Genomic DNA, 24,832 nt, shown 5'->3' on the forward strand with positions numbered 1-24,832 from the left:
ACGCTGCAGGTATTTGACATTATCTGTTTATAATCCCGTAATTACCGAACTCGGACTTACATTAATGCGCAAAATTAATATTCTAAGGACCCCAAAGCACTGGGGTGGATTCACTGGTTCGATCCGCGCACTCACGTTCATTCGGCCATCGCTCCGGCTCGAATCACGGCCTTCGCAATTTCTGTATCGCGGCCCGGCAGACGTTCTGGCGGCAAAGATGCCATCCACCCCGTTACTCCGAACGGTGGTCTGCGGAATTTGCCAAGGATCACGCCGAGTTGACTCCCAGCGTCCTGCCCACCGAGTGGTCGTTGCAATACTGGGGTATGGATTCCCCAAGGCAATGACAAACACTCCGCGCTTCGACATGACCCCTCCCGCTCCGTTCTTTTATTTGTCGCTATCGGACTTCCGACAATTCTGCCTACCGGAATCCGCATAAGGCAACCCCCTTTCCGGGGACCTTCTGGCCGTTAGTGCCTGGTCAGGTTTGATCTGTCCGCCGCAATGGAGACGTACGAATACCCCCGTCCTTCGGCCGGGTGCGGCGAGCGGCGCCCTCCAAGGCTACGGGTTCGAGCTCACAGCACGTTGCTTTGCCCCCGATAGATGCCAAAGAGTGCCCTGAAGAACCGGTCATACGCCGGATCGCGGGGATCGCGCCGGACCGAGGCGCGCATGTAGAAGTGCGGTAGGCGTAAAACGATGTAAGCCGCGCAGCTGGAGCTTCTCCCACCGCGCGCCCAACACTTCCCCAACAACGGTCGCCCGACTGGCTGCGCGCACCAGCGGAAGCTGGGCGTAGCACCGCAGCTGACCCCAGACGTTGGGCCATAGGTTGCTCGGAATGGCGAGCTTCGAGAGCTTGGCAGGCAAGGCCCGCAACCCGCCACCGCTTGACAGCCGCGTTTGCCGGATGTGAGGCGATCGTATCCCCGCCGACTGCACGCGCGTCGCTCGCCTTCAGTAACGGTGGCGCGGCGCCGTTAACCCCGCTTGGCAGCGCAAGCGTTCACCACGCAATCGCTGCAAAACAATGGCTTTGTGGCGGAGAGTGGAATGACGGTCGAGCGTTGGGTCTGTCGCCTGCGTAACCATCTTGCTCGATGGCGAGCCGACGATGCTGGGCCACCTGACTTGAGAGATGACGAGCAACAACGATGGGCGCGCCGCGCCGCACAAGCAGGGTCGAAGCACAATCGAGGCTCCGGACGGCTCCATGCTGGCATTTCATCTTCGTGGCGGAAGCGGTGCCGCTCGACAATGGAGCCTTTCTGCGCTACCGGCTCAATCCGGCGATGCTTGCGATGCTGGCGCAGGATCCAAGATCCGTACGGTGGCGAAGCGCAGTGCTAGGCGCGGGCATGCCCCGACTGGGGGATGGCGCGATGCGTACCGGCCGCCGAACATATCAGGGGCATGTGGCGCCCCGCAATCCGCAGTAACGATATCCCCGATAAGCCCGCACTAGTTCGATTGCCGTGGCTGCCCGGATCAAGACCAAAACACCCACACCAAGGAAGAGTAATGGGTCAACACCGAGACGAGTTTTCCGCGAAAACCAAAGTAGACCTTGCATTGGCGGCAGGGCATCACTGCACCCGCTGCAAACGGCGCACCCACTATTTCTGTGAGGAAAGCAGGACGATGATCCATGTTGGCCACGCGGCGCACGACTCGGCCGCCGCAAAAGGCGGGCCGCGCTACAACGCCGCGTTGACTCCGGAGCAGCGACGCGCGATGGAGAACGGCGCGTGGTTGTGCGCTCACTGCGCCACCCTCGTCGACAAAGCCGGGGAGGGCCAGTTCCCGCCCGGTAGCGTCGCCCAATTCCAGCAGACCGCGCTTGCACAACAGCAACAGGCCGTCTTCCAGACGTCGATGGGCGAGCAACCGTCGTATGACGCGGAGAAAGCACAGAAGGGCATCGCGAAATTTCTTGAGAGGGTACGGGCCATTGGACTCAGTATCGGCCACGGCGGCGGCTTCGCCGTGGAATTCCGTTCGATCACGGCGATTCGCCAACTGGTTACCGATTGCGCCGTGCTTGACCAGTCCTCTACGCTGAGTGCCCGGTTCCCGTCGATGGTGCAGGTGCAACAGCGCATCGTGGCGTCGCTGCGTGGCATTGAACGGGAAGTGACCAGCAATAAAAATGCGTGGTGGGCCGATCAACAGTTCCAGCACCATGTACCCATAGGCACCGGGATGGGGATGCGCATGCCGCAGCAAGTTACGATTGACCAGTCCGTCGAACTGGTGAGGGCCTACTGGGCAGACGCGCAGAATGGTATGAACGACCTGTGGGCGCACTCGCGTAGTCTTTAAGCGGGACTGTACAGCGGTCGCCGCCCGCAGAGCCCCCACCCGGGTTGGAACAGTGCATCCCGGGACGCCATATTCGTGGCGGCCGTTGCGGACCGCGCCGGCTGCCCCCGACACGCTTTTCACCTAGTTGAACTATGACAATGACAAACCCGAAACAATTTGTGCTGAGCCGGTTTCTCGGCGCCAGTGTGCGTAGGCATGGCGATCACTATCTGCTCGAAGGGGTGCCCGGCTTGGTGATGTCCGGCTTCGAGGAAGCGGCCGTCTGGGCTGACGCGGCCAAAGACCTGTCGGATCCGGTGTTCGAAGCGCAGCGAACTCGGAACGTGCTGGACAAAGTGATGGCCGCGTTCGCGGCGCTGGGTGGACAAATGACGCCAATGATGGCGTTGAGTCAGCGGCTGGAGCAGGCTGGCTACAGCGCCGCCGAAGCGGCCTCGGCAATCGAGGTGGCGATCGCCTCTGGGGCGCTGGTGTTGACGGCCATGGGCGCCTTGCAGCGCCCCTGAGGCCTCGGCGTCGCCCCCCTCGGAAAAGTCGGACGTTACGGGGCACCGCCGCTACCGCCACGGTAGCCAATGATGACGCCCCCCCCAACGAGGGGTGTTGTCTTAGCTAGGGTAAGCAGCCCGATTTCATTGCCAAGCTGCACGAATACAATAATGGACGCTTCTCCGATCCCTATCATGCTACCTACTGATGGGCATACCAACTGGATGAGCCAAGGGGCTTTGGTTCATTCCCGTCGACGGGAATTGAGCCATATTCAGCGGGAGCTTGAACGCTTGGATCCGGAGATCCTCGGTCCGCTCTATCCAGTGGGCTGCCCAGTGGCGCGAGATTGCACTGAAGTATGACTTGCAGCCGTCCCCGGAGCCCGGGCAACCGCCACTAGGCCTGCGACCAAAATACGCCCAATTCGCTATCACAAGGGCATAGCCCACTGCCGCTATTGAAGTGGCATAGGCTGCGGCGCTATCCAACCCGGTAAAACTCCTTGCTCTGCCCCGCATTGACCGCCCGCCGCAGCCAGTCGGGCATGTCGCCCTGCCCGTCCCAGCTCTGCCCCGCGGCGTTGCGGTAGCAGACCACCGGCGGCGGCGGCAGTGGAGGCGGCGCGGAGCACCCCGCCCCGCGTCGAAGTCTCCCAGGGTGAGCCCGTAGCCGTCCATCTGCGCCTGAATCCAGCGGATCGCGTCCGCGCGCTCAGTTTTTGCAGTCATCGCTGCCGTCACTGCTGTCGTTGCCGTCAGCGGCTACCGGGCTTGCCCATCCTGTGAGCAGAATACGGGGAATCGGCTATCACAAGGGAGGTGCCCCCGGATAGCGATCGGCGTTAGCCGAGCCGGAAAAACTCCACCTGAACCAGCTCGGCTCGCGTGATGCATGAATTCCAGCGCAGCGTTGCACGCCACGCGAAATGGCAGGCTGAACGGTAGTGCCTGACGCAAACGCGCCTTTAGATCCCGCGCTGAATCGCCTCGCGCAACGCCTCCCACGCCTGTCCAAAGGCCTCCGTGGCCGCGACATTGCTGAGCACGTATTCCTCATTGAGCCCGGAAGGTGTGCGCAGAGTGATCCGGGCATACTGCATGACTGGGATCTGGTAGTTGTCACGAAAGCGACGGTCCGGCGAGCCATCCTTATTGGTCTTGGCCCACGTGGTACCGATCTGCTGGGCATCCTTGGGGATGTTCTCCTCCTCCTGGAAGCCGATGCGGGTCACACGCAGCTCCAGCTCGCTGTACTCGATCAATGCATAGTTGGTGGCGGCAGCCAGATAGACCAAGAAGCCGGGGTAAAAATAGAGGTCCCCGCCGTTGGCATTCTGCAGGCAGGGCACGGATATCGGCGTGTCAATGATTTCGCACTTGCCCAGTGCGAAGGACACCGGCTGGCGGTCCACGACGCGGCTGGCCGCAGTGCGCTCGGCCACCTGGTTGGCTGAGCGGGCGGATACGTAATCCCAGATGCGGTACGAACCGGCGCACATCTTGAAGGCGTCACAAAAGCGCGCGAACGCCTTTGCGACGCCGTCAGGCATCTCAATCTGGGTATGGAGCTTGGACAGGTCCAGCTGTTGCTCCAGTTCCTGCCGCATGGCGGTGGAGGTTTCCGCGTCATCCCGGATTTGCGCAAAGCGGGCCTTAAGCACATGCCGGAAGAGCCAGCCCTTGGCCCAACGGTCATGCAGCGTGACCTTGAGTTGTTCTGCGTGCCGGGCACCTTCGAGGGCGCTTTCGATCGAGGCGTACTGGGTCTGGGCGTCGGCAAGGGATTGCTTGAATGCGGCCAATCCCGCGCTGGTCAGCACCGCTGAGCCGGCGCTGCGGATATCCGCCATCGCCGGTGTCGCGGAAACTGGGGCCTTGGGAAGCGCGGGCGGGGCCAGCACGGCCCCGTCGCGGTCTGGATCAACATCCCTTGCAGACGGAGCGCCGAGGGGCTGCCGATAGGACAGGCCGGTCCCAAACAAATTGGCGGTGACGGCGGCCCCACCTGGGCCGTGCGTCAGCCGCACCGGGCCGACCCCTACGGACGTACTGAGCCCACTGGGCGAAATCGTTAGACGAACTCCCGGAATCGGGCTGAAGCTCTTGCGGAATCGCCATCCCATCTTGGACCTCTTGTGATTTTGCGCCGATTGTAGGGAGCGGATGGGCGCCTGTACACCGCGCGGGAGAGGGGCTTAGGCCCCAGCGCCTTCTTGAGGGGTGGCCGGGATAAGGCCATATGTGAGGCTTCGCATATTTTGGAATCCGGGCTACCCCTCAACTTAGTGCAAAAACAGCACACAAAACGCACAACAGACCGCAAAAGAACCACTCAGAATCGACACAACACCCGCAGGGGTAGCGGGAGAGCAGGTTAGCGGTGGCTTCGTCTGCGCCCCGCATCTGCGACAGGATCATGTGCTCGAAGGGCTTGTTGTAGATGTGACGAAGTTTTCGTCGTGGATGTCGTAGATAGCAGCGGCGCGCCGCAGAACAACGACGGCATGACTTTTACCCCTAGCACTTGGGGCTAAACCATTTGGCTGATTCCCGCTGGCCGCCGTGCGGGAGAAGAATTCAATTAGCGCGAGGAGGCTACCATGCAACAAATACGTCTGGTTAAAATCGCAGTGCTTTGTGCCTCGATCGAATTCTGCGGGATTGCCCATGCGGAGTTATTCGAGAGGGACACATTCGAGAGTTGCATCCTAAAGACTATGCCCGGTGCCGCCAATGAGCTTTCGATCCAGCTTATTCTTGCCAAATGCGTTCAAAAGCCGCAGGCGAAGGCTGGCTCCGGTCGGGAGGGGCTCCTAGCAAAGTACTCGGACGGCTTCGAATGCTTTCACGATAAAGGGAAATCCGTAGGAACGCAGTTGGGGGCGAACTACGTGTTCGTCGCCTGCCAAACGCTATATTCCAAACCGGCTCCCTTTGATCCGAATAGTGCTGTGATTGATCAAAGCCGCGTCGTGCCGGATGCGAGTCCATCAGCCGCCCCGTTTTGACCTCCCGCCCTGGACGGAGAGGACCGACAGCGGGCTTTGGCCGCATTCGAGTGGAGCACGTTTTTCGCCCTCCGGGTGGGGATTGCGGAATGGCTTAGTGTTCCGCGATTGGAAGGCCAAACGCAACCACTTCTATGGCCATCTTAAGCTGCCACAGGGATGCTCAGGCATTTCTGAAGTCTGTGATCAGCATCTGGATGAAAGCCTCGCCAGGCTCCGGGATGCTGTCGTGTGTGGAAAGCTCAAAATTGACGATGCAATCCACATCGATCCGTTGGTGGCAAACGCTACGCCCGCGAATGTGGAGACATTGCGAGGCTACTGTGGTCAGCTGCCTGAGATCCTGATCGACAGCGCCACCCGCTTTAGTTGGCTCTTGCTGGGAAGAGAGCCGCATTCCCCGCAGCGAATTGCTATTGGTCTACGCAGCGATACTCGCGCGCGGCATATCGATGTCGGCTGCGGATCTCGCCCCGAATGGTGCCGGAGTGAGACTCCTCGTTATTCGATGCCAGACAGCGAGCAGCTCGCCCCGATCAAGACGCTTACAAAACAGGTGCTAGAATTTTTTTGCGCAGCCAGCTATCAGGTAGTTTAAAGGTGATCCCTTGGAGAAGTAGTCCAGCACATAATTGCGCTCCGCAGCTTTAAGCGATCTTGTGCCCATAGCCGAAGCCCAAGATAACCAATCGGACTGTCCTGTTTTGAGGAATTCGCTTCTAATTTCCTTGAATCCGAATCCTTGCTCTGGAATTTCAAGTACTTTTGCACGAGCTATCCTAGAATCCTGGGTTCGCTCGTATATTTTCATCAGTAAATCGCCGTAACAACCATTTCCCATGAGATTATCTTCGACGATGCAGGCCAACCAAAACAATTGATATTCCAGAAAGAAAGACTCATCTTCCACATATTTCAGAAGCACAGTCGCAAGATCTGCCTTTTCCGATACGGTCGAAGCGACAGAATGAATATGTTTAATAAGATTTGGAAATCTTCGCAGGAGCGCAGGCAAAAGCTCAAGTATGCTATCACTATGAGATCGAAGAAAAAATAGAATCTGCTCTGCATCAGATTCCTCGAGAGCCTCATCCTTCAGGAGGTTCAACAACGAATTTATTTGGTCGGCCGATAGATTGTTTACGACCTCCCCTTCAACCTCGATCAAATCAACACCTGAAGCGTGGTGATGCTCTTGAATTACTGGAACAATTTCAATCAAAGATTTCTGTAGATCTGAAAGGGTATCAGCGACGTCCCCCATGTTCCTGTTTCGAACCGTCTTGCTTGGATTTACATTTAAACCGAACTGCCCTAGCAATTGCTGAATTTTCAAAAAGTCTTGGCGCAGAATATCTGGATCATCACCGAAAAGTGTAAAGTCGTCCATAAATCTTACTATGGCTGACGATTTGAATTGCGCAGATAAATCTACGAGCTTCAGAAACTCGTTGCCAATCATTTTGCTCGGATATATTCCATGGGGAAGGAAATCCACGCTTCGCCCCGCGTTGATTTCCCTTAAAAACTTTCCGAGCGCACCACTATCTAGCTCCGAAACTGTCGGCTTGTCTGCGAACCAGTGGGCGATATCATGATGATATAGCGAGTTAAAATATGATGCTACATCGAACTGGAGATTGTGCTTGAACTTAGCGCCGTTCTCAATCAAGCAATGCTTGTATTCTTGATATGCAGAGTGCACCGAAATGTGCGAGCCATTCTTAAATCTGTAACCGAAGCTTCTTCTCGTTGCACTCACTTCTGGGCGAAATATTGCTCTATTTCTATATGCAATATCGTATATAAAATACTCGGCTACGGGATCGAGTTTTACTGTACGTCGCAAATGCCCTTTTGGCTTCGTTGCGTACACACGTTGCTGAGACAAAAAGTTATCGGAGGCGTGCGTCTCGCTCAAAATCTTTTGATAAATATATTCCGACACCTCATTCTCGTGCATTTCAGCGACAAGCAGATTGGTTTTCATCGGAAACAATGTTCCTGTGAAATCGGCCTTCATAAAATCAAAGGTGGCAGACATAAAATTATGCAATTTTGTTATTTACGAGCGGAATTCCGACGCGCACTGGGCTCCAACATCTTGGCGCCAAGACCTTTCATATTGTCGCACGCCCGGGACGATCGCATCGCCAGTAATATCCTCCCCCGTGAAAGAAACGGTCTTTAGTTCGACCCTACCCGGTAAAACTCCTTACTCTGCCCCGCATTGACCGCCCGCTGCAGCCAGTCCGGCATGTTGCCCTGCCCGTCCCAGCTCTGCCCCGCGGCGTTGCGGTAGCAGACTACTGGCGGTGCCTCGGGTGCGGGTGGCGGCGGAGGAGGCGGCGGATCGAAGCACCCCGCCGCTGCCAGTTCCTCCATGGTCAGCCCGTAGTCGGCCATCTCCGCCTGGATCCAGCGGATCGCCGCCGCCCGCTCATTGATTTCTGTCATCGGTGCTGTCGTTGCTGTCGTCACTGCTGTCGCCGCCGTTTTCCGGGTTGGAGGCGGTCGTCGGCGCGCCCTCGCCTGGTGCCGCCGCCCAGCACCCTCTCGCTCGGGTGGCCCCATCTTCGTCCTGATTGCCAGGCAGCGCCGCCGCCCTGCTCGTTGCACAGCTCTTCCCCTCGGGCTTCCTACGCAATGGCCGCCGAACTTCCGGCCTGGCGAGTTTGCTAGTAAGAAGGGGAGCGGACCGGCCGCGCCCGCCAACCTGTCGTTCAGTACAAGAGATCGATGAGGAAACGCTCGGGCTTCTTGCCAATCCACGCGGGTGCCCGACCGCGCCCCGACCAGGTCTGGCCCGTCTTGGGGTTGCGGTACCTCGGAGGCGGCGCGGCCTTCGTCTTGGTCGGAACAGCGCGGGCAGCGGGCTCAACACTGGGCTGGCCCGCAATGTCCGCAATGCTGAGGTCGTACTCCTGCATCCACTGCCGAATCTCCTCCACGACCTTTGGCACTTCCGTGACTCGCAACTGCTCAAGTTGCGCATTGACAGATGCCAGTTGGGCGAGCAGTGAGGATTGGGACGGGCTTTGGGTTGCGGTAGGCGCTTTTTGCTCCTGTCGCGGCTTCCGGGTTTGCGTTTTCTGAGTCGGCGCTTCCGGGGCAGCCTCCACTCCAGGCAGTGTTATCTGCTTCGGCCCGCGCTTCCGGGTTGGGGTCTCTTGAGTCGTGACTTCCGCAGCGGCAACTTCAGCCAGGATTTTCGGCTTCCGACCGCGCTTTGGGGTCCGCGTCTCTTCCGGCGCAGCTTCCGCAGCGGCAGTTTCGGTGAGCGCTTTCGGCTTTCGACCGCGCTTCGGGGCCCGCGTCTCTTCAGGCGCAGCTTCCGGAGTGGCAGTTTCGGTGAGCGCTTTCGGCTTCCGACCGCGCTGCGGAGCCGGCGTCTCTTCGGGCGCTGCTTCCGGAGCGTCCGTTTCGGCGAGCGCTTTCGGCTTCCGACCTTGCTTCGGGGCCCGCGTCTCTCCTGGCGTAGCTTCCGCAGCTGGGGCGTAACGCGGTACTACCGGGGCGGCCGTTTCGGTCAGTTCGTCCTGGGCGGCAGCTGCCATCGGTTCGTCCGTGGCCAGGACTTCAACTGCAGCTTCGGCCAAGGCTTCAGTGGTCGCTTCCGAGGGCATGGCTTCCATGGGCGCTTCCGGCGCGTCAGATTCAGTCAACGCTTCCGCGGCGGCGGCTTCCATCGATGCTTCCGGTGCCACGTCTTCCGTTGAAGCGTTTTCCGGGGCTGTGTAAGGCCGCCGGCGCCGGTATGACACGGTCGCCGTCGGGCCGCTGACCCGGCTTGTGGACCAGAAGTCCATGCGTCGGGCCTGAGTGTCATTGCTGCCACGACCGACGCCTGCACCACTGGCTTCACCACTGACGGGATCCGCGTCGCGCATCGCCTCAGCGATGGGAAGCTCCATCTGACCAAGTCCGTCCGTCGCATTGCTCGCGACAACGGGTTCAACCTCTTGCTTTGGGGCCAATTCGTTCTCCTTCATCGAAGTCACTGCAGGTGCAGACGCTTCCTTATCCCATGGACGATGGGACCTTCTCTTGCGTGTCGTTCGCTTCTCGCCTGCGCCAAGCCTTCCTTACGAATTCTCGCGCCCAATCAACGCCGTACGACGTCGGGACCTTTCTGCCGACTCGTCGTATTCGACGTCCTCTGGCTCGGCGTAATAGAGAGACTGGATGAGCGGATCGCGTCCGCCCGCTCAGTTTTTGCTGTCATCGTTGTCGTTGTCGTTGTCGTTGTCGTTGTCGTTGTCGTTGTCGTTGTCGCTGCCGTCTTCCGGGTTCAAGGCTTCGGCTGGCGCGCCCCGCTTGTCGCCTTGCTGTTCGTCCAGCTGTTGGTCCTGTTTTTCGCCTGGCGCCGCGTGCTCGGTCGGGGCCGGGCCACCGGCCTTGCGCCGCCGCCCACCACCATTCTCCCCCCGCCGCTCGGGCGGCCCCATCCGCAATTCTGCCAGCAGCTGGCGCGCCAGCGCCGCTTCGGCCTCGGCCCGTTCGGCCCGGCGCTGGGCCGCGCCCAGCTCGGCCTGCACCGCGTCCAGGTCGTGCGCGGCTTTGCGCTGCGCCTGCTCGGCGCTGGCGAGCCGATCGGCGAGCGTCGCGGCCTGGGCCTCGAGCCGGGCCCGGACTTCGGCCTGCGCCACGGCCGCGTCGCGGGCCTCGCTGCGCGCCGCCACCAGTTCGCCGCGCAACGCTTCGGCCGTGCGCTCGCTCTGCTGGCGCGCGGTACGCTCCGCGTCCAGTTCGCGCAAGGCGCGCCGCTCGCTGGCCTCGGCCCGTTCCTGCGCGAGGGTCACCGCCTCGCGGGCGCGCTCGAGCTCGGTCGAGAATTGGGTACGCAGCTCCGCCAGCTGCCGCCCGGCGGCGTCCAGTTCCGCCCGCCCCGCCTCCAGCCGGGCCTGGGTCGCCGCGTGCGCCTGCCGCTCCGCGGCCAGCGTCGCCTGACCTTCCTCGATGGTTTGGCGCGCGGCGTCCAGCTGCGCGACGAGTGCCGCGGCTTCCTCGCGCGCAAGCGCGGTCTCGGCGTGCGCGGCATCGCGCTCGGCTTCAGCAGCGCTGGCGGCGGCGCGGGCCTCGGCGCGCAGCGTGGCCAGCTCGCCGGTGGCGGCCTCGTTGGCCGCCTGCCAGATGGTCTGGACCGCCCCGGCCGCGATGTCCTTCAACGCCTCCGGCAAGTCGGGATGGTCGATGGTGACGCGCGTGCGCCCGCGCAGTTCCTGCCAGAACGCCTGCAGCACCTCGGCGGGCGTGCCCATGCTGCCCTTGCGCACCAGGCTGTAGAGCTTGTTGGCGGTGGGCGTGACGCCGTAGCGGAAGAACAGCAGGCCGCAGACCTCACGGTAGAGCGCGCGGGTCTCGGGAAAGCGGCCGCGCAGCTCGGCCAGGTCGGCCTGTAGTGCGGCGTCGGTCAGATCCAGGTCGGCAGCGGCCATGGGGCGAAAAACGGAAAAGTGATGATAAATATTACACCATAATACGTAACAAAACCAATTTTCTTGGCAATACTTTAGACATAACTGCGCTTATGTCGAGTAAAGTGGCCGCAGCCTAATCATGGATTGACCCTTGCCAATCCATCTTGACTAAGCTAGACTAAGTTCATTGTTGGGAGGAAGACCATGCAGACGGTGAACATTCATGAAGCCAAAACGCACCTTTCTCGGCTCATCGAAGAGGTGGCGGCAGGCGACGAGGTCGTGATTGCGAAGGCGGGCAAGCCGGTGGTCCGGATCGTGCCGTTCGTCAAGCCAAAGCCCCCACGGCGCCTTGGCGGGCTGCAGGGCAAAATCCGCACGACAGACGACTTCGATGCCCCGCTTCCCGATGACTTGCTGGCAGCCTTCGAAGGACGGTAATGCGCATCCTGCTCGATACCCATGTTTTCCTCTGGGCCGTCACGCATGACCCGAAGTTGAGCCAGACCGCGGAGCGGCTGATCCTGGATGCCGAGGAGGTCTTCATCAGTGCAGCCAGCATCTGGGAGATCTCCATCAAGGCGGGCCTCGACAAGATCGAAGTCGATGTCGACGAACTCATCGCCGAAATAACCGCCGCAGGCTTTCGCGAGCTTCCTGTGACGAACACGCATGCCGCCGCAGTGCGTCATCTGCCAAACCACCATCGGGATCCGTTTGATCGGCTGCTGATCGCCCAGGCGATCAGCGAACCATTGCGACTGCTATCGGCAGACGAACACGTCAGGAAGTATTCTGACCTTGTCATTCGGGTTTAGGGTCAGTGACGGCATATAAGCGGACCGGTTTCCCGGTCCGCTGCTCAGGCCGACTACGCCTGGCAGCCGAGGGCGGCCCGATTCGACTCCCCCCAGCTCCGCCGATTCTTGAAAAAATACGGCGCCTACTCATGGAACTGCTCCCGCTCCCACCTTCGGACGGCCCGGCCGCCTCGCTCCCGACCCCGCTGGAGCGCCTGCGCGTGCCTCCGGCACTATCCGGCGCGGCCGGCAGCAACCGCGCCCCCGCCAGCGCCACCCGCATCGCCGCCGCCGATGATCTTGCCGCCGCCACCGCCTGGCTCGCGCGCTATGCCGACAGCGCGGCGACCCTGGCTGCCTACCGACGCGAGGTCGAGCGATTGATTCTGTGGGCGGTGCTGCAGCTCGGCAAGCCACTGTCTTCGCTCACGCACGAGGATCTGCTCGCGTATGAGCGCTTCCTGTCCGACCCGCAACCGGCCGCGCGCTGGGTGCTCGCCGGCAACAAGAAGCTCGCGCGCAACCATCCGGACTGGCGCCCGTTTGCCGGACCGTTGTCGCCCGGCAGCGTGCGCCAGGCGCTGGTGATCCTGAACGCGCTGTTCGCGTGGATGACCGAGGCGGGCTATCTGGGGCCGGCAACCCGCTCGCCCTCGCCCGCCGCCGGCGCGCGCCCACCCAGGCGCGCATCACCCGTTATCTGAGCCACGAACTGTGGGAGACGGTCAAGGAGACGGTCGCTGGGATGCCGACCGAGACCGTGCGGGAACGGCTGCACGCGGCACGCTGCCGCTGGGTGCTGAGCGTGCTCTATCTGGGCGGGTTACGGGCGTCGGAGCTGACCGCGACCACGATGGGCGCGTTTTTCTGCCGCCGGGATGCCCAGGGCATTGAGCGCTGGTGGCTGGAGGTGACCGGCAAGGGCAGCAAGACCCGACTGGTGCCGGCAACTGACGAATTGATTGCAGAACTAGCGCGCTACCGCCGCGCCCACGAGTTGGCGCCTACCCCGCAGTTCGGGGAGACGCGTCCATTGGTGCTGCCGGTGATTGGAAGCGGCGAGAAAGCGCTGTCACGCGGCGCTTTGCACCTGATCCTGAAAGAGGTGTTTGGCATGGCCGCGGCGCGCCTGCGGGCGCGCGGACCAGAATGGGAGGCGCAAGCCGCAGTGCTGGCCAGCGCCTCGGCGCACTGGCTGCGCCACACCGCGGGTTCGCACATGACCGACCAGCAGGTCGACCTGCGCTTTGTGCGCGACAACTTCGGGCACAGTTCGCTGTCGACGACGAGCGGGTACTTGCACAGCGAAGAAGATGCCCGGCATGAAGCCACGCAGGAGCGGCATCGGATCGGCTGGGGCACCGAGAAATAAGCTTGCAACATGGCGGCTCGAGAGCGAACAATAGCGAAAAGCATTGATGAAAACCCTTCATCATTGCCTAAATGCCGCGACGGCATACCGCCCGCTGCTATCCGAAGGCTTCGAGTAGACAACTTCCATGCCCCGCCATAACTTCAACGACCTGCTGGCATTGATCACTGTCGCGAAGGAGCAAAGCTTCACGCGCGCGGCGGCCAAACTCGGCGTTACACAGTCGGCGCTGAGCCATACCATTAGCAGCCTCGAAGCCAGGCTTGGCGTGCGGCTGCTGACCCGAACCACGCGCAGCGTGTCCACGACCGACGCGGGCGAATGGCTGATTCGCTCCCTGGGCCCGAAGTTCGAAGAGATCGAAGCCGACCTGTCCGCGGTGGCGGAACTCGGCGAACGGCCGGCTGGCACGATACGCATCACCGCGGTCGACCATCCGATCGACGCTATCATCTGGCCGCGCCTGGCGAAAGTACTACCGCAATACCCTGAGCTGAACGTCGAACTGACTGTCGACTATGGCCTCACCAATATCGTCGGCGAACGCTACGACATTGGCGTGCGCTTTGGCGACCAGATCGAGAAGGACATGATCGCGGTCCGCATCAGCCCCGATGTGAAAATGGCCATCGTTGGCGCCCCCGCCTACTTCAAGGGCCACGACAAGCCTGCCACGCCGCGTGACCTGCTGGACCAGCGCTGCATCAACCTGCGGCTTGCGACGAGCGGCGGCCTCTATGCCTGGGAACTGGCAAAGGGTGCAAAGAAACTGCAGGCGCGCGTCGAGGGCCAGCTCATTTGCAACAGCGTCAACCAGATGCTGAACGCCGCCCTGGACGGATTCGGGCTGACGTTCCTGCCCTATCCGCTGGTCCAGCCGTATGTGGAGGCCGGCCGCCTCGTCCGTGTCATGGACGACTGGTGCCCGACCTTCCCCGGCTATCACGCGTTCTACCCAAGCCGCCGCCAGTCTTCGCGCGCCTTGAAGATTGTCATCGACGCGATCCGGTATCGCCCCGAAAGCGCACGCCGCTAGGCCTGCGCAAGCTGGTCGCGGATCGGCAGCGAGCGGATCCGCTTGCCCGTGGCCGCAAAAATTGCATTGCACAGCGCAGGCGCCACCGGCGGCACCGGTGGCTCGCCGACGCCGCCTGGCGGCACGTCGAAATCACCGCCGACCAGCCACGTGTGGATGGCACGCGGCGCCATATGCGAGCGCAAGAGCTCGAAGTCGTGGAAATTGCTCTGCTGCACGCGGCCTTGCTGGAACGAGATCTCGCCAAGCATGGCAAGGCTCACGCCCATCACGCAACCGCCCTCCACTTGCGATCGGATGCGCTCCGGGTTGACCTGCGGACCACAGTCGATTGCCATATCGACACGCGGGATCGAGAGCTGGCCTTTGGCATCGACGGCGACTTCGACGACGGTCGCCACATACGTGACGAAGCTGTATGCCATGGCGATACCCAGGCCATGGCCTTTCGGCAGCTTGCGACCCCAGCCGGCCCGCCGCGCGGCTTCCTCGATCACCCGCCGCATGCGGCCGGTGTCGAGTGGATACAGGTCCGGCGATTCGCTGTAGTTCCAGTTGTCAGATAGGGTCGCAGGATCGATCTTCCGCGGCGGCCCGATCAGCTCCAGCAAGTAGTCTTTCGGGTCCCTGCCGGCCTGGTGCGCGAGTTCGGCGACAAAGCTCTGCACGGCAAAGGCGTGCGGAATGTTTGACACCGAACGGAACCAGCCGATGCGCGTGTGCGCCGGCACATCGGCCGACTCCAGCCGGATCGACGGGATCTGGAACGGGATGTTGATGGCCGTCATCGCCGCCTCGAACGCGGCCTTGCCTTGCGCGCCGACCCTGAACGTGGAGGCGATGGTGGGGGCGGCGGACCGGTGAAGCCATGCTGCAGGCTTGCCCCTGGCATCCAGCACCGACTCCATGCGCTCGACCGATACCGTGTGGTAGTAGTCATGACGGATATCATCGTCACGCGTCCATTGCAGCTTGACTGGCGTACCACCCATCGCCTTGGAAACAAGCGCCGCTTCGGAGATGAAGTCTGCCATCGACTTGCGGCCGAACCCGCCGCCCAGCAACGTCAGGTGCAAGGTCACATCCTTCGCCTCGAGCCCGACATGCTTGGCCACGCTTTCCAGGGCGCCCTGCGGCGCCTGCGACGGCGCCCAGATCTCGCATTTGCCATCGACGAAGCGCGCCGTGGCCACCGGTGTTTCCATCGACGCGTGGGCTAGATGGGGGATGTAGTACTCGGCCGAAACCTTGCGCCGGCCGTTGGTAGACGATAGCGCTGCCACGGCATCGCCATTGTTGCGCAACGCCTTGCCGGGCTGGCGCGCCGCCGTCTCCAGGGTACGCCGGAACGCGCCAGATTCGTAGCCTGCGTTCGCGCCATCATCCCATTCGAGCTTGAGCGCGGCGCGCCCCCGCATTGCCGCCCAGGTATTCGTCGCCACCACGGCAACGCCCCCAACGGGGTTGAACAGCGGCGGACCGTCGTAGCCCTTCAGTTCGACGACGCGCAACACGCCGGGTACTTTCATGGCGTCGGCGCTGTCGACCTTGCGCAGCTTGCCGCCGTACACGGGCGGCCGCGCCATGACAGCGTAGACCATGCCGGGGAGCCGTACGTCGATGCCGTAGGTGGCCTTGCCCTGCGCAATATCGCGGCTGTCGGTCGGTACGATCTTGCCCTTGCCGATATAGCGGAACGCGTCGGGCTGCTTGAGCCGGAGTTGGCTGGGCTGCGGCACCGGCTGCCGCATGGCGGCTTCAGCCAATTCACCGTAGCCGAGCCGACGGCCCGTTGGCAGATGAATGACTTCGTGGTTGCGCGCCCGCACCTCGGTCGCCGGCACTTTCCACTGGCCGGCGGCGGCGGCTTCGAGCATTTGGCGCGCCGACGCGCCCACGCGGCGCATCGGCGCCAGAAAATGCCGCATGCTGCGCGAACCGTCCACGTTCTGGCTGCCATAGCGTGCCTCGTTCGCGTCGGCCTGCACGATCTTAACGCGGCGCCAGTCGGCTTCCATCTCGTCTGCCACCACCATCGGCAGGCTGGTCCGCACGCCGGTGCCCATCTCGGCGCGATGCGCGACGATCGTCACGGTGCCGTCGCGCGCGAGCGACACGAAGACCAGCGGGTTGTCCACCACGCCGCCCGGCATCGAGGCGGCGCCGTACTTCTTCTCCCCTTCAGCGGCATCGGCCTTTGCGATCAGGCCGCCGAACTGAACAGACAACGCAAACGCCGCGCCGGCCTGCAAAAGACGGCGGCGAGCCGGTTGCGCCAACAGCTGAATATCGGTGCGCGTCATGCCCTGGCCCCCGACTTGTTGCCCTGGAGCCGTGACGATGCCAGCCGCACGGCGGCATTGATGCGGGTATAGGTACCGCATCGGCAGAGATTGCCGCTCATCGCGGCGACGATCTGCGCGTCGGTCGGCTTTGGATTGCTTTTCAGCAGCGCGGTCGCCGTCATGATCTGGCCCGCCTGGCAGTAGCCGCACTGCGCCACGCCGAGCTCTACCCACGCGTCCTGCACGGCCTTGCCCACCCGATCCGCATCCATCGCTTCGATCGTGCGCACGGCCTTCCCGCCCACCGCGGAAATCGGCGTCACACAGGAGCGCACCGCCTGTCCGTCGACGTGGACGGTACAGGCGCCGCACAGCGCCATGCCACATCCGAATTTCGTGCCCGTAAAGCCCAACGCATCACGGAGCGTCCACAGCAATGGGGTATCGGGGGACAGGTCGACATCATGAACCTGACCATTGATCTTGAGCGATGTCATCGGCAATTACGTGGCTGAAGTTCGCGGGATGGTAGCGGAAAAGCGCGGCCCGATTAATGTGCCGGTCCTGCATACGCTTATGAATCCTCTTCATGAATGCGCAACCTCCGGCACGTCGATGGAGCGGAGTCTGCCATAGGGTGTTCATGAGTGCATTTCATAAAGGCTTTGAGTATTCATGATCTAGGCGGGTGCGCCATTTCTTAGCAAGATGTCGCACCATGGAAAAATCAGTTCTTCATCAAGCCAGCGCCACCCCGCGCAATATCGGCCTGGACGCAGTTGCTGCTCCCCGCGTTTCGTCCGCTTCCGCACATCAGACCCCTACTCCGCGGGCGTACTGGAGTGGGGTCTTCGCAATGACGCTCTGCGTCTTTGCTTTGATCGCCTCCGAGTTCATGCCGGTCAGCCTGCTGACCCCGATGGCTGCCGACCTGCATGTGACGGAAGGGATGGCAGGCCAGGGCATCGCCATCTCCGGTGCTTTTGCCGTCATCACGAGCCTTTTCATCTCTGCCCTGGCCGGCAACATGAACCGGAAGACCCTGCTGCTTGGCCTCACAGGCGTGATGGCATTGTCCGGCGCCATCATCGCGTTGGCACCGACGTACCTCGCTTACATGACCGGACGCGCGTTGATCGGTGTGGTCGTGGGCGGGTTCTGGTCGATGTCGGCTGCCACAGCCATGCGGCTGGTGCCGGCCCACCAGGTGGCACGGGCGCTGGCCGTGTTCAATGGCGGCAATGCACTGGCCACGGTCGTCGCCGCGCCGCTGGGCAGCTATCTCGGCGCGGTCGTTGGATGGCGCGGAGCCTTCTACTGCCTCGTACCCGTTGCCCTGCTCGCGCTCGCATGGCAATGGTTCAGCCTGCCTGCCATGCCAGTGCAATCTCGTCACGCCGGCCAGGGCAATCCGTTCGCACACCTGCGGCGGCCGGTTGTGGCATTAGGCATGCTCTCGGCCGGCGTGTTTTTCATGGGCCAGTTCACGCTGTTCACCTATATCAGGCCCTTCCTAGAAACGGTGACGCGGGTCGATGCTGCGGCGCTCTCCCTGATCCTGCTTGTCATGGGTGTGGCGGGCTTCGTCGGCACCTCTCTGATCGGCACTGTGCTAAGACGCGGGTTCTACGCCACGCTGATTGCCATCCCTTTGTCGATGGCGGTCATTGTGCTAGCGTTAATCGCTTTCGGCCATCAAGCGGGTGCCGTCATCGCGCTGCTGGGGCTCTGGGGGCTGGTCGCGACGGCCGCACCCGTCGGATGGTGGAGCTGGATCACCCGGACGTTTCCCCACCACGCCGAGGTCGGTGGCGGGCTCATGGTTGCCGTCGTCCAGCTCTCGATTGCGATTGGCTCCACAGTCGGCGGCTTGCTGTTTGACACGCTTGGTTATCAAAGCACGCTTGAAGCGAGTGCAGCGATGTTACTCATTGCCGCCGGACTGACCCATCTGACTTCCCGCTCCGAAGCGGCGCAAGCGCCTGAGCGCTCACTTCACCAGTAAATTCCTGCATGACCATCGAAGCGTTGGCGCCTATGCCTAACGGCAGACGGCTACAACCTGCATACTTTCACGAACATGAAATAATGGTCTTCGCCTGCAAAACAGCATTGTCTGTCAGGGTGCTCCGTTGGCGATTAATTGCATTTTGGAGGTCTTGAAAGGAAGCTCACGAGAGCAGATCGTACCGACGCTGTGTCCGAACTCACGACGATCCCGATAACTGGACCAGGTGCCGCTCCAGCGCGGCCTGCGCACGACGAGCGCTATCGGCATCCACGTTATCGCCCAGGACCTGGACTAGCTGCCGCAACTGGCCCGCCGTGAGGCCCACGTTCATGCTGATACGCATATGTGCCTGCAATTGCGATTCAGCCCCCGGCAAAGCGGAAAGCATACCCACCGTCGCCAGTTCGCGGCTTTGCCAGTCGAGGTTGTCGCGCTCGAAGATATCGCCAAACAAGTGGGTCTTCAGATATTCGTCAATGGCAGGAGCGAATTCAAACAGCGCGCCCCTGACCGGGGCGCCAGACAACTTGGTCTGGTTGGCCGTTCCTGCAATCAGTAACGCATCGCCCTTGGGCACGGCACGGCTCGGGTCTGAGCCGGGCACGTCGTGGACGCCCCGCTGCTTGCGCGCGTCAAGCACCTTCATCAACTCAGCCAGGGCATTGAGGCTGCGCGGGAAACCGGCGTAAGCGTAGAGCTGCACCAGGATTTCCTTTGCCTCACTCACCGTCAAACCCGAGTCAAGACCCCGATTCAATGCCGCGTTCAGCCTTGCGATGTCGCCTGCAGCACCGAATGCAGCAATAGGGACGATGGCTTGTTGCCGCGCCGTAAGCGTTTCAGATGCGCTTGGCGCGCGACTTTGGGGAGCATTCAAAGCTGGACCCTCCTGCGCATTAGCGACTACGGGTATCAGCGTAGTGATCATGCCGAAGCCCATGGCGACCGCAAGCACGGAGCCCCTGCAGCATATTTTCTGCGGCTTAGCGCGCGTGATATTGCTCATCGCTGACTTTCTCCATCCACGTGACATTTTTCCCATCCACGGTGCCGGTAACAGCCAGGTGCGTCATCGCCGTGGCAGCGGCTGCGCCGTGCCAATGCTTGACGCCTGGCGGACACCAGACCACGTCGCCGGGACGGATTTCCTGAACAGGTTTGCCCCATTCTTGCGTGAGTCCCACCCCAGACACCATCACCAGGCGTTGCCCGGCTGGGTGCGTGTGCCACGCCGAGCGTGCAGCCGGCTCGAACGTCACCAGACTGCCCGAAGCATTGATGTTTTTGTCGGCGGGCCAGACCGGATCAATCCTTGCGCGGCCCGTAAAGTAATCGGCCGGGCCTACCGTCGACGCCTGGCTCCCGGCTCGGGCAATTTGCTGGCTCACCGCGTTCGCTTGCGTGGTTATCTGCGGATCCGCGGCGCAAGCTACGGCGGCCTGGCCGGCAGTGACCAGCAGTGTGGCTTTCAGAAGGTTGGGCATTCTTATCTCGAAAAATGACGATCGATACAACTGTATGGGCCGATTGATTGGTTGAGAAGACTGTAAAATCAGAACACGCTTGTGTGTGAGATTCACCAATGTCCAAGGAAAACCTCAACGACTTGCAGGCCTTCGTTGCCGTGGCGCGTGAGTGCAGCTTCACGCGAGCCGCCGCGAAACTGGGATTGTCCCGTTCGGCGCTAAGCCATGCGATGCTAGCTTTGGAAGCTCGCCTGGGCGTGCGATTGCTCACACGCACCACCCGCAGCGTCTCGACGACGGAAGCGGGTGCGCGATTGCTGAACGCACTGGCGCCGCGGCTGGATGAGATAGAACAGGAACTAAGCTCGCTCAGTGCCATGCGGGATAAGCCGGCAGGTACGGTCCGCATCACAGCCCATGACCACTCCATCGCGACGGCGCTCTGGCCCCGACTGCAGCCGCTGTTGCTGCAATATCCAGACATTGAAATCGAGTTCAGCGTCGACTACGGCTTCACGGACATCGCCGCGAATCGCTTCGACGCTGGCGTCCGTACGGGGAACCGCGTGGACAAGGACATGGTTGCCGTGCGTATCGCGCCGGACTTGCGCATGGCCGTGGCCGCCTCGCCCGAATATCTGGCCGGCAAGGCTATTCCAGCCACGCCGCACGACCTGACCCAGCATCGGTGTATCAATCTACGTCTTCCAACTCATGGCGGCCTGTATGCCTGGGACTTCGAGCGTGATGGACAGGCACTCAACGTGCGAGTAAGTGGTCAGACAGTGTTCAATAACACCTTTCTGATGTTGCAGGCGGCACTAGACGGCATGGGGTTCGCTTATGTGCCCTTGGACCTGATGGCGCCTCATATCCAGACTGGAAGGCTCGTGCCGGTGCTTGAGGAGTGGTGGCCACTGTTTCCGGGCTATCACCTTTACTACGCCAGCCGCCGTCACATCTCGCCGGCGCTCGCACTCGTCATTGAAGCGCTGCGTTATCGAGAAGACGAACTCAGGGAGACGGTCGTGTTAGCAGCCAAAGAAAAAGAGCCCAAGCCTTCTGGCCCGGGCCCCTAAGTCCTGGAGGACTTTATTCCCCCGGATGGAGACACTGATCTGACTCGCCCTGCTCAGAATTTGTGACGCATACTCAAGGACACTCCGGTCTGGCTGGCACCGGGCGTTATGGTGCTGCCAAACCCATTCAGACCCAGGTTCGAGTTGTCCTTGTTATGTACATAGCCAACGGTAAGGAAGGCATCCGTCCGCTTGGAAAATGCGTAATTGGCCGATGCCACCAATTCCCAGGGGTCTTGGCCGTTGCGCTTGTTGTTGAAGTAGTAACCCGCGCCAGTCAGGGTTAGGGCCTCAGTCGCCTTGTACCGGTAGCCCAACCAAAACAGGTCGTTGCGGCGCGCTCCGCCGATGTCGCCATTGAACCAGCGGTATCCCGCCAGAATCGTCGAATTGCCGAAAGAGAAGTTCGCCGCAGCGGCGATGCGGCGGTCGGCCTGTGCCGAATTCTGACCAGTAATGCCGCGTGTGCCTTGCTGCTGGTCGTAGATGACCGTTGCGCCGAACGGGCCGCTTGCATACTCCACGCCACCACCGAACGCCCGGTCGCTCTTGACGTCGCCGGGCGTCTCGCCGGCGATGGTGCTGCCAGTTGCAGTGGTCACAGTCGTGCCGCGCGCAAAGCTGTAAAATGCGGTCGCGGTGACCGGCCCGAATTTTCCGGTGTATTTGGCCGTGTTGTCATAGCGGCCGACCAGCGTGGAATCAAAACCAAGCGCTGAATAGCGCGCCGCCAGCACCATCGGTTCGTAGTTGATCAGCAGGTCATACAGAGTGTTCTGCTGACGGCCCAGCGTCAGCCTGCCCCACTGGTGCTCCAGCCCGACGAAGGCTTGCCGGCCAAATAAGCGGCCGCCCTGGCTCATCACACCAGTGTCGAGATCGAAGCCGCTCTCCAGCACAAATAGCCCCTTCAGCCCGCCACCTAGATCTTCCGTACCGCGCAATCCCCAGCGCGAACCCGATACATTGCCAGAGTTCATGCGTGTCAGCGTATTGCCGTTCGCATTGGCATGATTGAGAAACTCGATGCCGATGTCCGCCACACCGTACAGTGTGACCGAACTCTGCGCGCTGGCGATCGGTGCGGCAAAGGGTGCTGCGACCGCCAGCAATGCGGCGGCGTAATGCTTGTTCATGAATCTCCTCCCTGCTCTATCTGTCGTTGTTATTTCGCTGGCATTGCCGGGCATGCCGCTTCCCTTAGTCAAGTTTGATCTTGGCGTCGTGGATCAGCTTGCGGTAGGTTGCCGAGTCTTTCTCGATCCGCTTTGCTAGCATCTCCGGCGTCCCGCCCACCGGGGTGTAACCCATTTCGTCCAACCGGGAGCGCACTTCCGGCATCTGGACGATCTTCTGCAGTTCTGCATTCACCCGGGAGATCGCGCCCGGCGGCGTGCGCGCCGGATAGAGGAAGCCAAACCAGATCCCGATATCGAAATTCGGCACGCCAGCCTCATCCAGCGTGGGCACGTCGCGCAGGACAGGAATCCGGTGCGGCACCGAAACGCCGAGTGCCTTTAGCTTTCCGGACTTGAGGTAGGGCAACGCCGTGACAGGGCTAACGAACATCATGTCGGCCTGCCCACCGAGGACGTCGGTCATCGCCGGTGCGGCACCCTTGTACGGAACATGCAGCAGGTCGATCCCGGCCTTATGCTTGAAGTACTCCGCCGCCAGGTGATGGGACGAACCGTTGCCGGCGGAGGCAATGGCGAATTTGCCGGGATTTGTCTTGGCCAGCGCAATCAGTTCTTTCACATTGCGCGCCCCAACCTTATTCGGATTGACCACCAGCACCATTGGCACATTGGCAATCAGGCCGACTGGCACGAAGTCCTTGACCGGATCGTATGGAGTTTTCGCCAGCTGCGGGTAGATCGTGAAAGCGTAATCCGAACCTAGCACCAGTGTCTGTCCGTCCGGTGCGCTCTTCGCGCCCGCCTCCGCGCCGGCGAGGCCGCCCGCGCCACCGCGGTTTTCCACCACCGCCGGTTGGCCCAGCGCGACGGCAAGCCGCTCGCCGAACAAGCGCGCGGTAATGTCGGCACCGGCGCCAGGCGTCGAGGGGACGATCAGCTTGACCGGCCGGGACGGGGCCCATTCCGCAGCCGCTGCGAACGGGGTCCCCAGCATGCCAGCGATCCCAATACCAAATGGGACGAGGAAAGTCCTGATTGCCTTCGTGAATATCATGGTGCTGTCTCCGTTGATTATCGTTATCCAGCCTGGCCTTCGAGGTCACAGGCCTCGGCTGCACGCCGCACGGCAGCGAATGCCTAGATGACCTTTTGCTTTAGCAGGGCGTCAATCTCTTCCCCGGAAAGGCCGAGCAATTGGCCATACACCTCTTCGTTCGACGAGCCCAACTCCATCGCCGGCTGGTCGAACTGCGCGACGCTGGCCGAAAACCGGATCGGCAGGCCCATGCTGGTCGCGGCCACACCGCCGTATCGTGGATGCGTCAGCCTGGTCACCGCGCCGCTTTCATGGAGGGACGGGTCTTGCACGACTTCGTGCGGGGTCCGGATCTTCGCTGCGGGAATGCCCCGTTGTTCCAGCAGCACATCAACCACGTGTTCTGAAGTGACGGTCTGCGTCCAGGCCTGGATGACGGTATTGAGTTCCGCTGCGTGCTGCAGCCGCGGGCCACGCGTAGCGAAGCGCGGGTCGTCCACAAGCTCCGGCCGTCCGACGACTTCCAGCAGCGCCTTCATCCAGTCAGGACGAAACGCCACGATCGCCACGTGGCCGTTCTTTGTGGGATACACGCCGAATGGCGCGAGCCGGTCGAGGGAATTGCCCGTGCGCGTTGGCTGTCCATCCCTGCACAGCACATCGAAGTGCTCTTCAGCGACCCAGGACGCCAGGCAATCCAGCATTGACACCTGGATCTGCTGTCCTTCCCCTGTGCGGCCCCGCTGAATGAGCGCGGCGAGGATGCCCTGCACGGCAAACATCGGCGCCAGCAAGTCGGCAACGGGAATGCCCAGCCGGGTGGGCGGGCCATCGGCAAAGCCCGTCGCCTCCATGACACCACTGAGTGCCTGAACAATGATGTCCATGCCCTTGAGACTCGGGTATTCGCTGGGCTCGCCGAAAGCTTTGATGGACGCGTAGACAATGCGCGGATTCGCTTGTCGCAGGTGCTCATAGTCAACCTTGAGCCGTGCGGCCGTGCCTTCGCTCATGTTTTCCACGACCACGTCGCATTCCGCGGCCAGGCGCATCAGAATCTCGCGCCCGCGCTCGGTCTTCAGGTCGAGGGTGACGCTCTTCTTGTTGCGGGCACGGCTCAGCGTGGTCAGCGACAGGTCCCCGTCCGGATTCGGTCCGAAGTTGATACCGGCCTTGCCCACCGACGGCGGATTCGAACTAGAGATATCGCTTCCGCCCGGGGCCTCTACCCGGATCACTTCCGCGCCAAGCCCGCCAAGGATCAAAGTCGCGTACGGACCGGAAAGCGCCACGGTCAGGTCGAGCACGCGGATGCCATGCAGGGGTCGCGAGATGTTGGTCAACATAGCTGTATTGAT

20 protein-coding genes and 4 pseudogenes are annotated in these 24,832 nt (G+C 61.6%); 10 read left to right on the forward strand and 14 right to left on the reverse strand.

Annotation, left to right across the window (positions count from 1 at the left end; all coding sequences use genetic code 11):
• Positions 1-1,527: 1,527 nt before the first annotated feature.
• Positions 1,528-2,328, forward strand: coding sequence for a hypothetical protein (locus E0W60_RS31515; RefSeq protein ID WP_135706780.1), 801 nt, complete (start codon positions 1,528-1,530; stop codon positions 2,326-2,328).
• A gap of 140 nt (positions 2,329-2,468) precedes the next feature.
• Complete coding sequence (locus tag E0W60_RS31520; protein ID WP_135706781.1) at positions 2,469-2,837, forward strand: hypothetical protein; 369 nt, start codon at positions 2,469-2,471, stop codon at positions 2,835-2,837.
• 466 nt (positions 2,838-3,303) lie between these two features.
• Here E0W60_RS31520 and E0W60_RS31525 read toward each other — a convergent pair.
• The 3 genes and pseudogenes from E0W60_RS31525 to E0W60_RS38440 all read right to left on the reverse strand — a co-directional run.
• Positions 3,304-3,551 (reverse strand): annotated as a pseudogene (locus E0W60_RS31525) (H-NS family nucleoid-associated regulatory protein).
• Positions 3,552-3,787: 236 nt separating this feature from the next.
• Positions 3,788-4,672, reverse strand: coding sequence for a hypothetical protein (locus E0W60_RS31530; protein ID WP_240746022.1), 885 nt, complete (start codon positions 4,670-4,672; stop codon positions 3,788-3,790).
• 165 nt (positions 4,673-4,837) lie between these two features.
• Positions 4,838-4,945: pseudogene (locus E0W60_RS38440) on the reverse strand (DUF4236 domain-containing protein); the annotation flags it as partial.
• Between the two features lie 477 nt (positions 4,946-5,422).
• Between E0W60_RS38440 and E0W60_RS31535 the strand changes: the two are divergent.
• The gene (locus E0W60_RS31535; RefSeq protein ID WP_135706783.1) at positions 5,423-5,830 is read left to right on the forward strand and encodes a hypothetical protein; all 408 of its coding nucleotides are present in this window, start codon (positions 5,423-5,425) and stop codon (positions 5,828-5,830) included.
• Positions 5,831-5,839: 9 nt separating this feature from the next.
• Positions 5,840-6,319, forward strand: a pseudogene (locus E0W60_RS31540) (Tn3 family transposase); the annotation flags it as partial.
• A gap of 70 nt (positions 6,320-6,389) precedes the next feature.
• On the opposite strand, the gene drt5 reads toward E0W60_RS31540, so the two are convergent.
• The 4 genes from drt5 to E0W60_RS31560 form a co-directional block, all read right to left on the reverse strand.
• The gene (drt5, locus tag E0W60_RS31545; RefSeq protein ID WP_135706785.1) at positions 6,390-7,874 is read right to left on the reverse strand and encodes an antiviral reverse transcriptase Drt5; all 1,485 of its coding nucleotides are present in this window, start codon (positions 7,872-7,874) and stop codon (positions 6,390-6,392) included.
• A gap of 143 nt (positions 7,875-8,017) precedes the next feature.
• Entirely contained in the window at positions 8,018-8,287 is a 270-nt protein-coding gene (locus E0W60_RS31550; protein WP_135706786.1) for an H-NS family nucleoid-associated regulatory protein, read from the reverse strand.
• Between the two features lie 266 nt (positions 8,288-8,553).
• Positions 8,554-9,822: an H-NS family nucleoid-associated regulatory protein gene (locus tag E0W60_RS31555; RefSeq protein WP_135706787.1), complete on the reverse strand. Its 1,269-nt coding sequence runs from the start codon at positions 9,820-9,822 to the stop codon at positions 8,554-8,556.
• 216 nt (positions 9,823-10,038) lie between these two features.
• Positions 10,039-11,268: a DNA-binding protein gene (locus E0W60_RS31560; RefSeq protein WP_135706788.1), complete on the reverse strand. Its 1,230-nt coding sequence runs from the start codon at positions 11,266-11,268 to the stop codon at positions 10,039-10,041.
• Positions 11,269-11,454: 186 nt separating this feature from the next.
• Here E0W60_RS31560 and E0W60_RS31565 point away from each other — a divergent pair, with 186 nt between their 5' ends.
• From E0W60_RS31565 to E0W60_RS31580, 4 genes and pseudogenes are all read left to right on the forward strand, one after another.
• The gene (locus E0W60_RS31565) at positions 11,455-11,691 is read left to right on the forward strand and encodes a type II toxin-antitoxin system Phd/YefM family antitoxin (RefSeq protein ID WP_135706789.1); all 237 of its coding nucleotides are present in this window, start codon (positions 11,455-11,457) and stop codon (positions 11,689-11,691) included.
• Positions 11,691-12,068 (forward strand): type II toxin-antitoxin system VapC family toxin, encoded by a 378-nt coding sequence (locus E0W60_RS31570; RefSeq protein ID WP_135706790.1) that lies wholly within the window; start codon positions 11,691-11,693, stop codon positions 12,066-12,068. The genes E0W60_RS31565 and E0W60_RS31570 overlap by 1 nt, the downstream gene beginning before the upstream one ends.
• A 131-nt stretch (positions 12,069-12,199) precedes the next feature.
• A pseudogene (locus E0W60_RS31575) lies at positions 12,200-13,422 on the forward strand (tyrosine-type recombinase/integrase).
• 127 nt (positions 13,423-13,549) lie between these two features.
• Positions 13,550-14,458 carry a LysR family transcriptional regulator gene (locus E0W60_RS31580; protein WP_135706791.1) on the forward strand — a complete coding sequence of 303 codons (909 nt, stop codon included), beginning with the start codon at positions 13,550-13,552 and terminating at the stop codon, positions 14,456-14,458.
• Here the strand turns inward: E0W60_RS31580 and E0W60_RS31585 are convergent.
• Together E0W60_RS31585 and E0W60_RS31590 are read right to left on the reverse strand one after the other, a co-directional pair.
• Entirely contained in the window at positions 14,455-16,761 is a 2,307-nt protein-coding gene (locus E0W60_RS31585) for a xanthine dehydrogenase family protein molybdopterin-binding subunit (RefSeq protein WP_135706792.1), read from the reverse strand. The genes E0W60_RS31580 and E0W60_RS31585 overlap by 4 nt on opposite strands.
• Entirely contained in the window at positions 16,758-17,240 is a 483-nt protein-coding gene (locus tag E0W60_RS31590) for a (2Fe-2S)-binding protein (RefSeq protein WP_135706793.1), read from the reverse strand. The genes E0W60_RS31585 and E0W60_RS31590 overlap by 4 nt, the downstream gene beginning before the upstream one ends.
• A 359-nt stretch (positions 17,241-17,599) precedes the next feature.
• Between E0W60_RS31590 and E0W60_RS31595 the strand changes: the two genes are divergently transcribed.
• Complete coding sequence (locus tag E0W60_RS31595) at positions 17,600-18,748, forward strand: MFS transporter (RefSeq protein WP_135707121.1); 1,149 nt, start codon at positions 17,600-17,602, stop codon at positions 18,746-18,748.
• A gap of 202 nt (positions 18,749-18,950) precedes the next feature.
• Here the strand turns inward: E0W60_RS31595 and E0W60_RS31600 are convergent, their stop codons facing one another.
• On the reverse strand, positions 18,951-19,760 hold the full coding sequence (locus tag E0W60_RS31600) for a carboxymuconolactone decarboxylase family protein (protein ID WP_240746023.1): 810 nt from the start codon (positions 19,758-19,760) through the stop codon (positions 18,951-18,953).
• Positions 19,738-20,238, reverse strand: a complete 501-nt coding sequence (locus E0W60_RS31605) for a (R)-mandelonitrile lyase (protein ID WP_135706794.1) — start codon at positions 20,236-20,238, stop codon at positions 19,738-19,740. Before E0W60_RS31605 ends, E0W60_RS31600 begins: the two co-directional genes overlap by 23 nt.
• Before the next feature lie 98 nt (positions 20,239-20,336).
• Here E0W60_RS31605 and E0W60_RS31610 point away from each other — a divergent pair, with 98 nt between their 5' ends.
• Positions 20,337-21,299 (forward strand): LysR family transcriptional regulator, encoded by a 963-nt coding sequence (locus E0W60_RS31610; protein WP_135706795.1) that lies wholly within the window; start codon positions 20,337-20,339, stop codon positions 21,297-21,299.
• Between the two features lie 53 nt (positions 21,300-21,352).
• On the opposite strand, the gene E0W60_RS31615 is transcribed toward E0W60_RS31610, so the two are convergent.
• The 3 genes from E0W60_RS31615 to E0W60_RS31625 form a co-directional block, all read right to left on the reverse strand.
• Entirely contained in the window at positions 21,353-22,435 is a 1,083-nt protein-coding gene (locus E0W60_RS31615; protein ID WP_135706796.1) for a porin, read from the reverse strand.
• A gap of 64 nt (positions 22,436-22,499) precedes the next feature.
• Positions 22,500-23,492, reverse strand: coding sequence for a Bug family tripartite tricarboxylate transporter substrate binding protein (locus tag E0W60_RS31620; RefSeq protein ID WP_135706797.1), 993 nt, complete (start codon positions 23,490-23,492; stop codon positions 22,500-22,502).
• A gap of 83 nt (positions 23,493-23,575) precedes the next feature.
• Entirely contained in the window at positions 23,576-24,820 is a 1,245-nt protein-coding gene (locus E0W60_RS31625) for a CaiB/BaiF CoA transferase family protein (RefSeq protein ID WP_135706798.1), read from the reverse strand.
• Positions 24,821-24,832 lie beyond the last annotated feature (12 nt).

The sequence above is a fragment of the Cupriavidus oxalaticus genome, from assembly GCF_004768545.1.
GTDB classification, from domain to species: domain Bacteria; phylum Pseudomonadota; class Gammaproteobacteria; order Burkholderiales; family Burkholderiaceae; genus Cupriavidus; species Cupriavidus oxalaticus_A.

Coding starts and splice junctions, on each gene's coding strand:
- E0W60_RS31515 (WP_135706780.1), top strand. CDS start 1,528: ATGGGTCAACACCGAGACGAGTTTTCCGCGAAAACCAAAGTAGACCTT.
- E0W60_RS31520 (WP_135706781.1), top strand. CDS start 2,469: ATGACAAACCCGAAACAATTTGTGCTGAGCCGGTTTCTCGGCGCCAGT.
- E0W60_RS31530 (WP_240746022.1), bottom strand. CDS start 4,672: ATGGCGGATATCCGCAGCGCCGGCTCAGCGGTGCTGACCAGCGCGGGA.
- E0W60_RS31535 (WP_135706783.1), top strand. CDS start 5,423: ATGCAACAAATACGTCTGGTTAAAATCGCAGTGCTTTGTGCCTCGATC.
- drt5 (WP_135706785.1), bottom strand. CDS start 7,874: ATGTCTGCCACCTTTGATTTTATGAAGGCCGATTTCACAGGAACATTG.
- E0W60_RS31550 (WP_135706786.1), bottom strand. CDS start 8,287: ATGACAGAAATCAATGAGCGGGCGGCGGCGATCCGCTGGATCCAGGCG.
- E0W60_RS31555 (WP_135706787.1), bottom strand. CDS start 9,822: ATGAAGGAGAACGAATTGGCCCCAAAGCAAGAGGTTGAACCCGTTGTC.
- E0W60_RS31560 (WP_135706788.1), bottom strand. CDS start 11,268: ATGGCCGCTGCCGACCTGGATCTGACCGACGCCGCACTACAGGCCGAC.
- E0W60_RS31565 (WP_135706789.1), top strand. CDS start 11,455: ATGCAGACGGTGAACATTCATGAAGCCAAAACGCACCTTTCTCGGCTC.
- E0W60_RS31570 (WP_135706790.1), top strand. CDS start 11,691: ATGCGCATCCTGCTCGATACCCATGTTTTCCTCTGGGCCGTCACGCAT.
- E0W60_RS31580 (WP_135706791.1), top strand. CDS start 13,550: ATGCCCCGCCATAACTTCAACGACCTGCTGGCATTGATCACTGTCGCG.
- E0W60_RS31585 (WP_135706792.1), bottom strand. CDS start 16,761: ATGACGCGCACCGATATTCAGCTGTTGGCGCAACCGGCTCGCCGCCGT.
- E0W60_RS31590 (WP_135706793.1), bottom strand. CDS start 17,240: ATGACATCGCTCAAGATCAATGGTCAGGTTCATGATGTCGACCTGTCC.
- E0W60_RS31595 (WP_135707121.1), top strand. CDS start 17,600: ATGACGCTCTGCGTCTTTGCTTTGATCGCCTCCGAGTTCATGCCGGTC.
- E0W60_RS31600 (WP_240746023.1), bottom strand. CDS start 19,760: ATGAGCAATATCACGCGCGCTAAGCCGCAGAAAATATGCTGCAGGGGC.
- E0W60_RS31605 (WP_135706794.1), bottom strand. CDS start 20,238: ATGCCCAACCTTCTGAAAGCCACACTGCTGGTCACTGCCGGCCAGGCC.
- E0W60_RS31610 (WP_135706795.1), top strand. CDS start 20,337: ATGTCCAAGGAAAACCTCAACGACTTGCAGGCCTTCGTTGCCGTGGCG.
- E0W60_RS31615 (WP_135706796.1), bottom strand. CDS start 22,435: ATGAACAAGCATTACGCCGCCGCATTGCTGGCGGTCGCAGCACCCTTT.
- E0W60_RS31620 (WP_135706797.1), bottom strand. CDS start 23,492: ATGATATTCACGAAGGCAATCAGGACTTTCCTCGTCCCATTTGGTATT.
- E0W60_RS31625 (WP_135706798.1), bottom strand. CDS start 24,820: ATGTTGACCAACATCTCGCGACCCCTGCATGGCATCCGCGTGCTCGAC.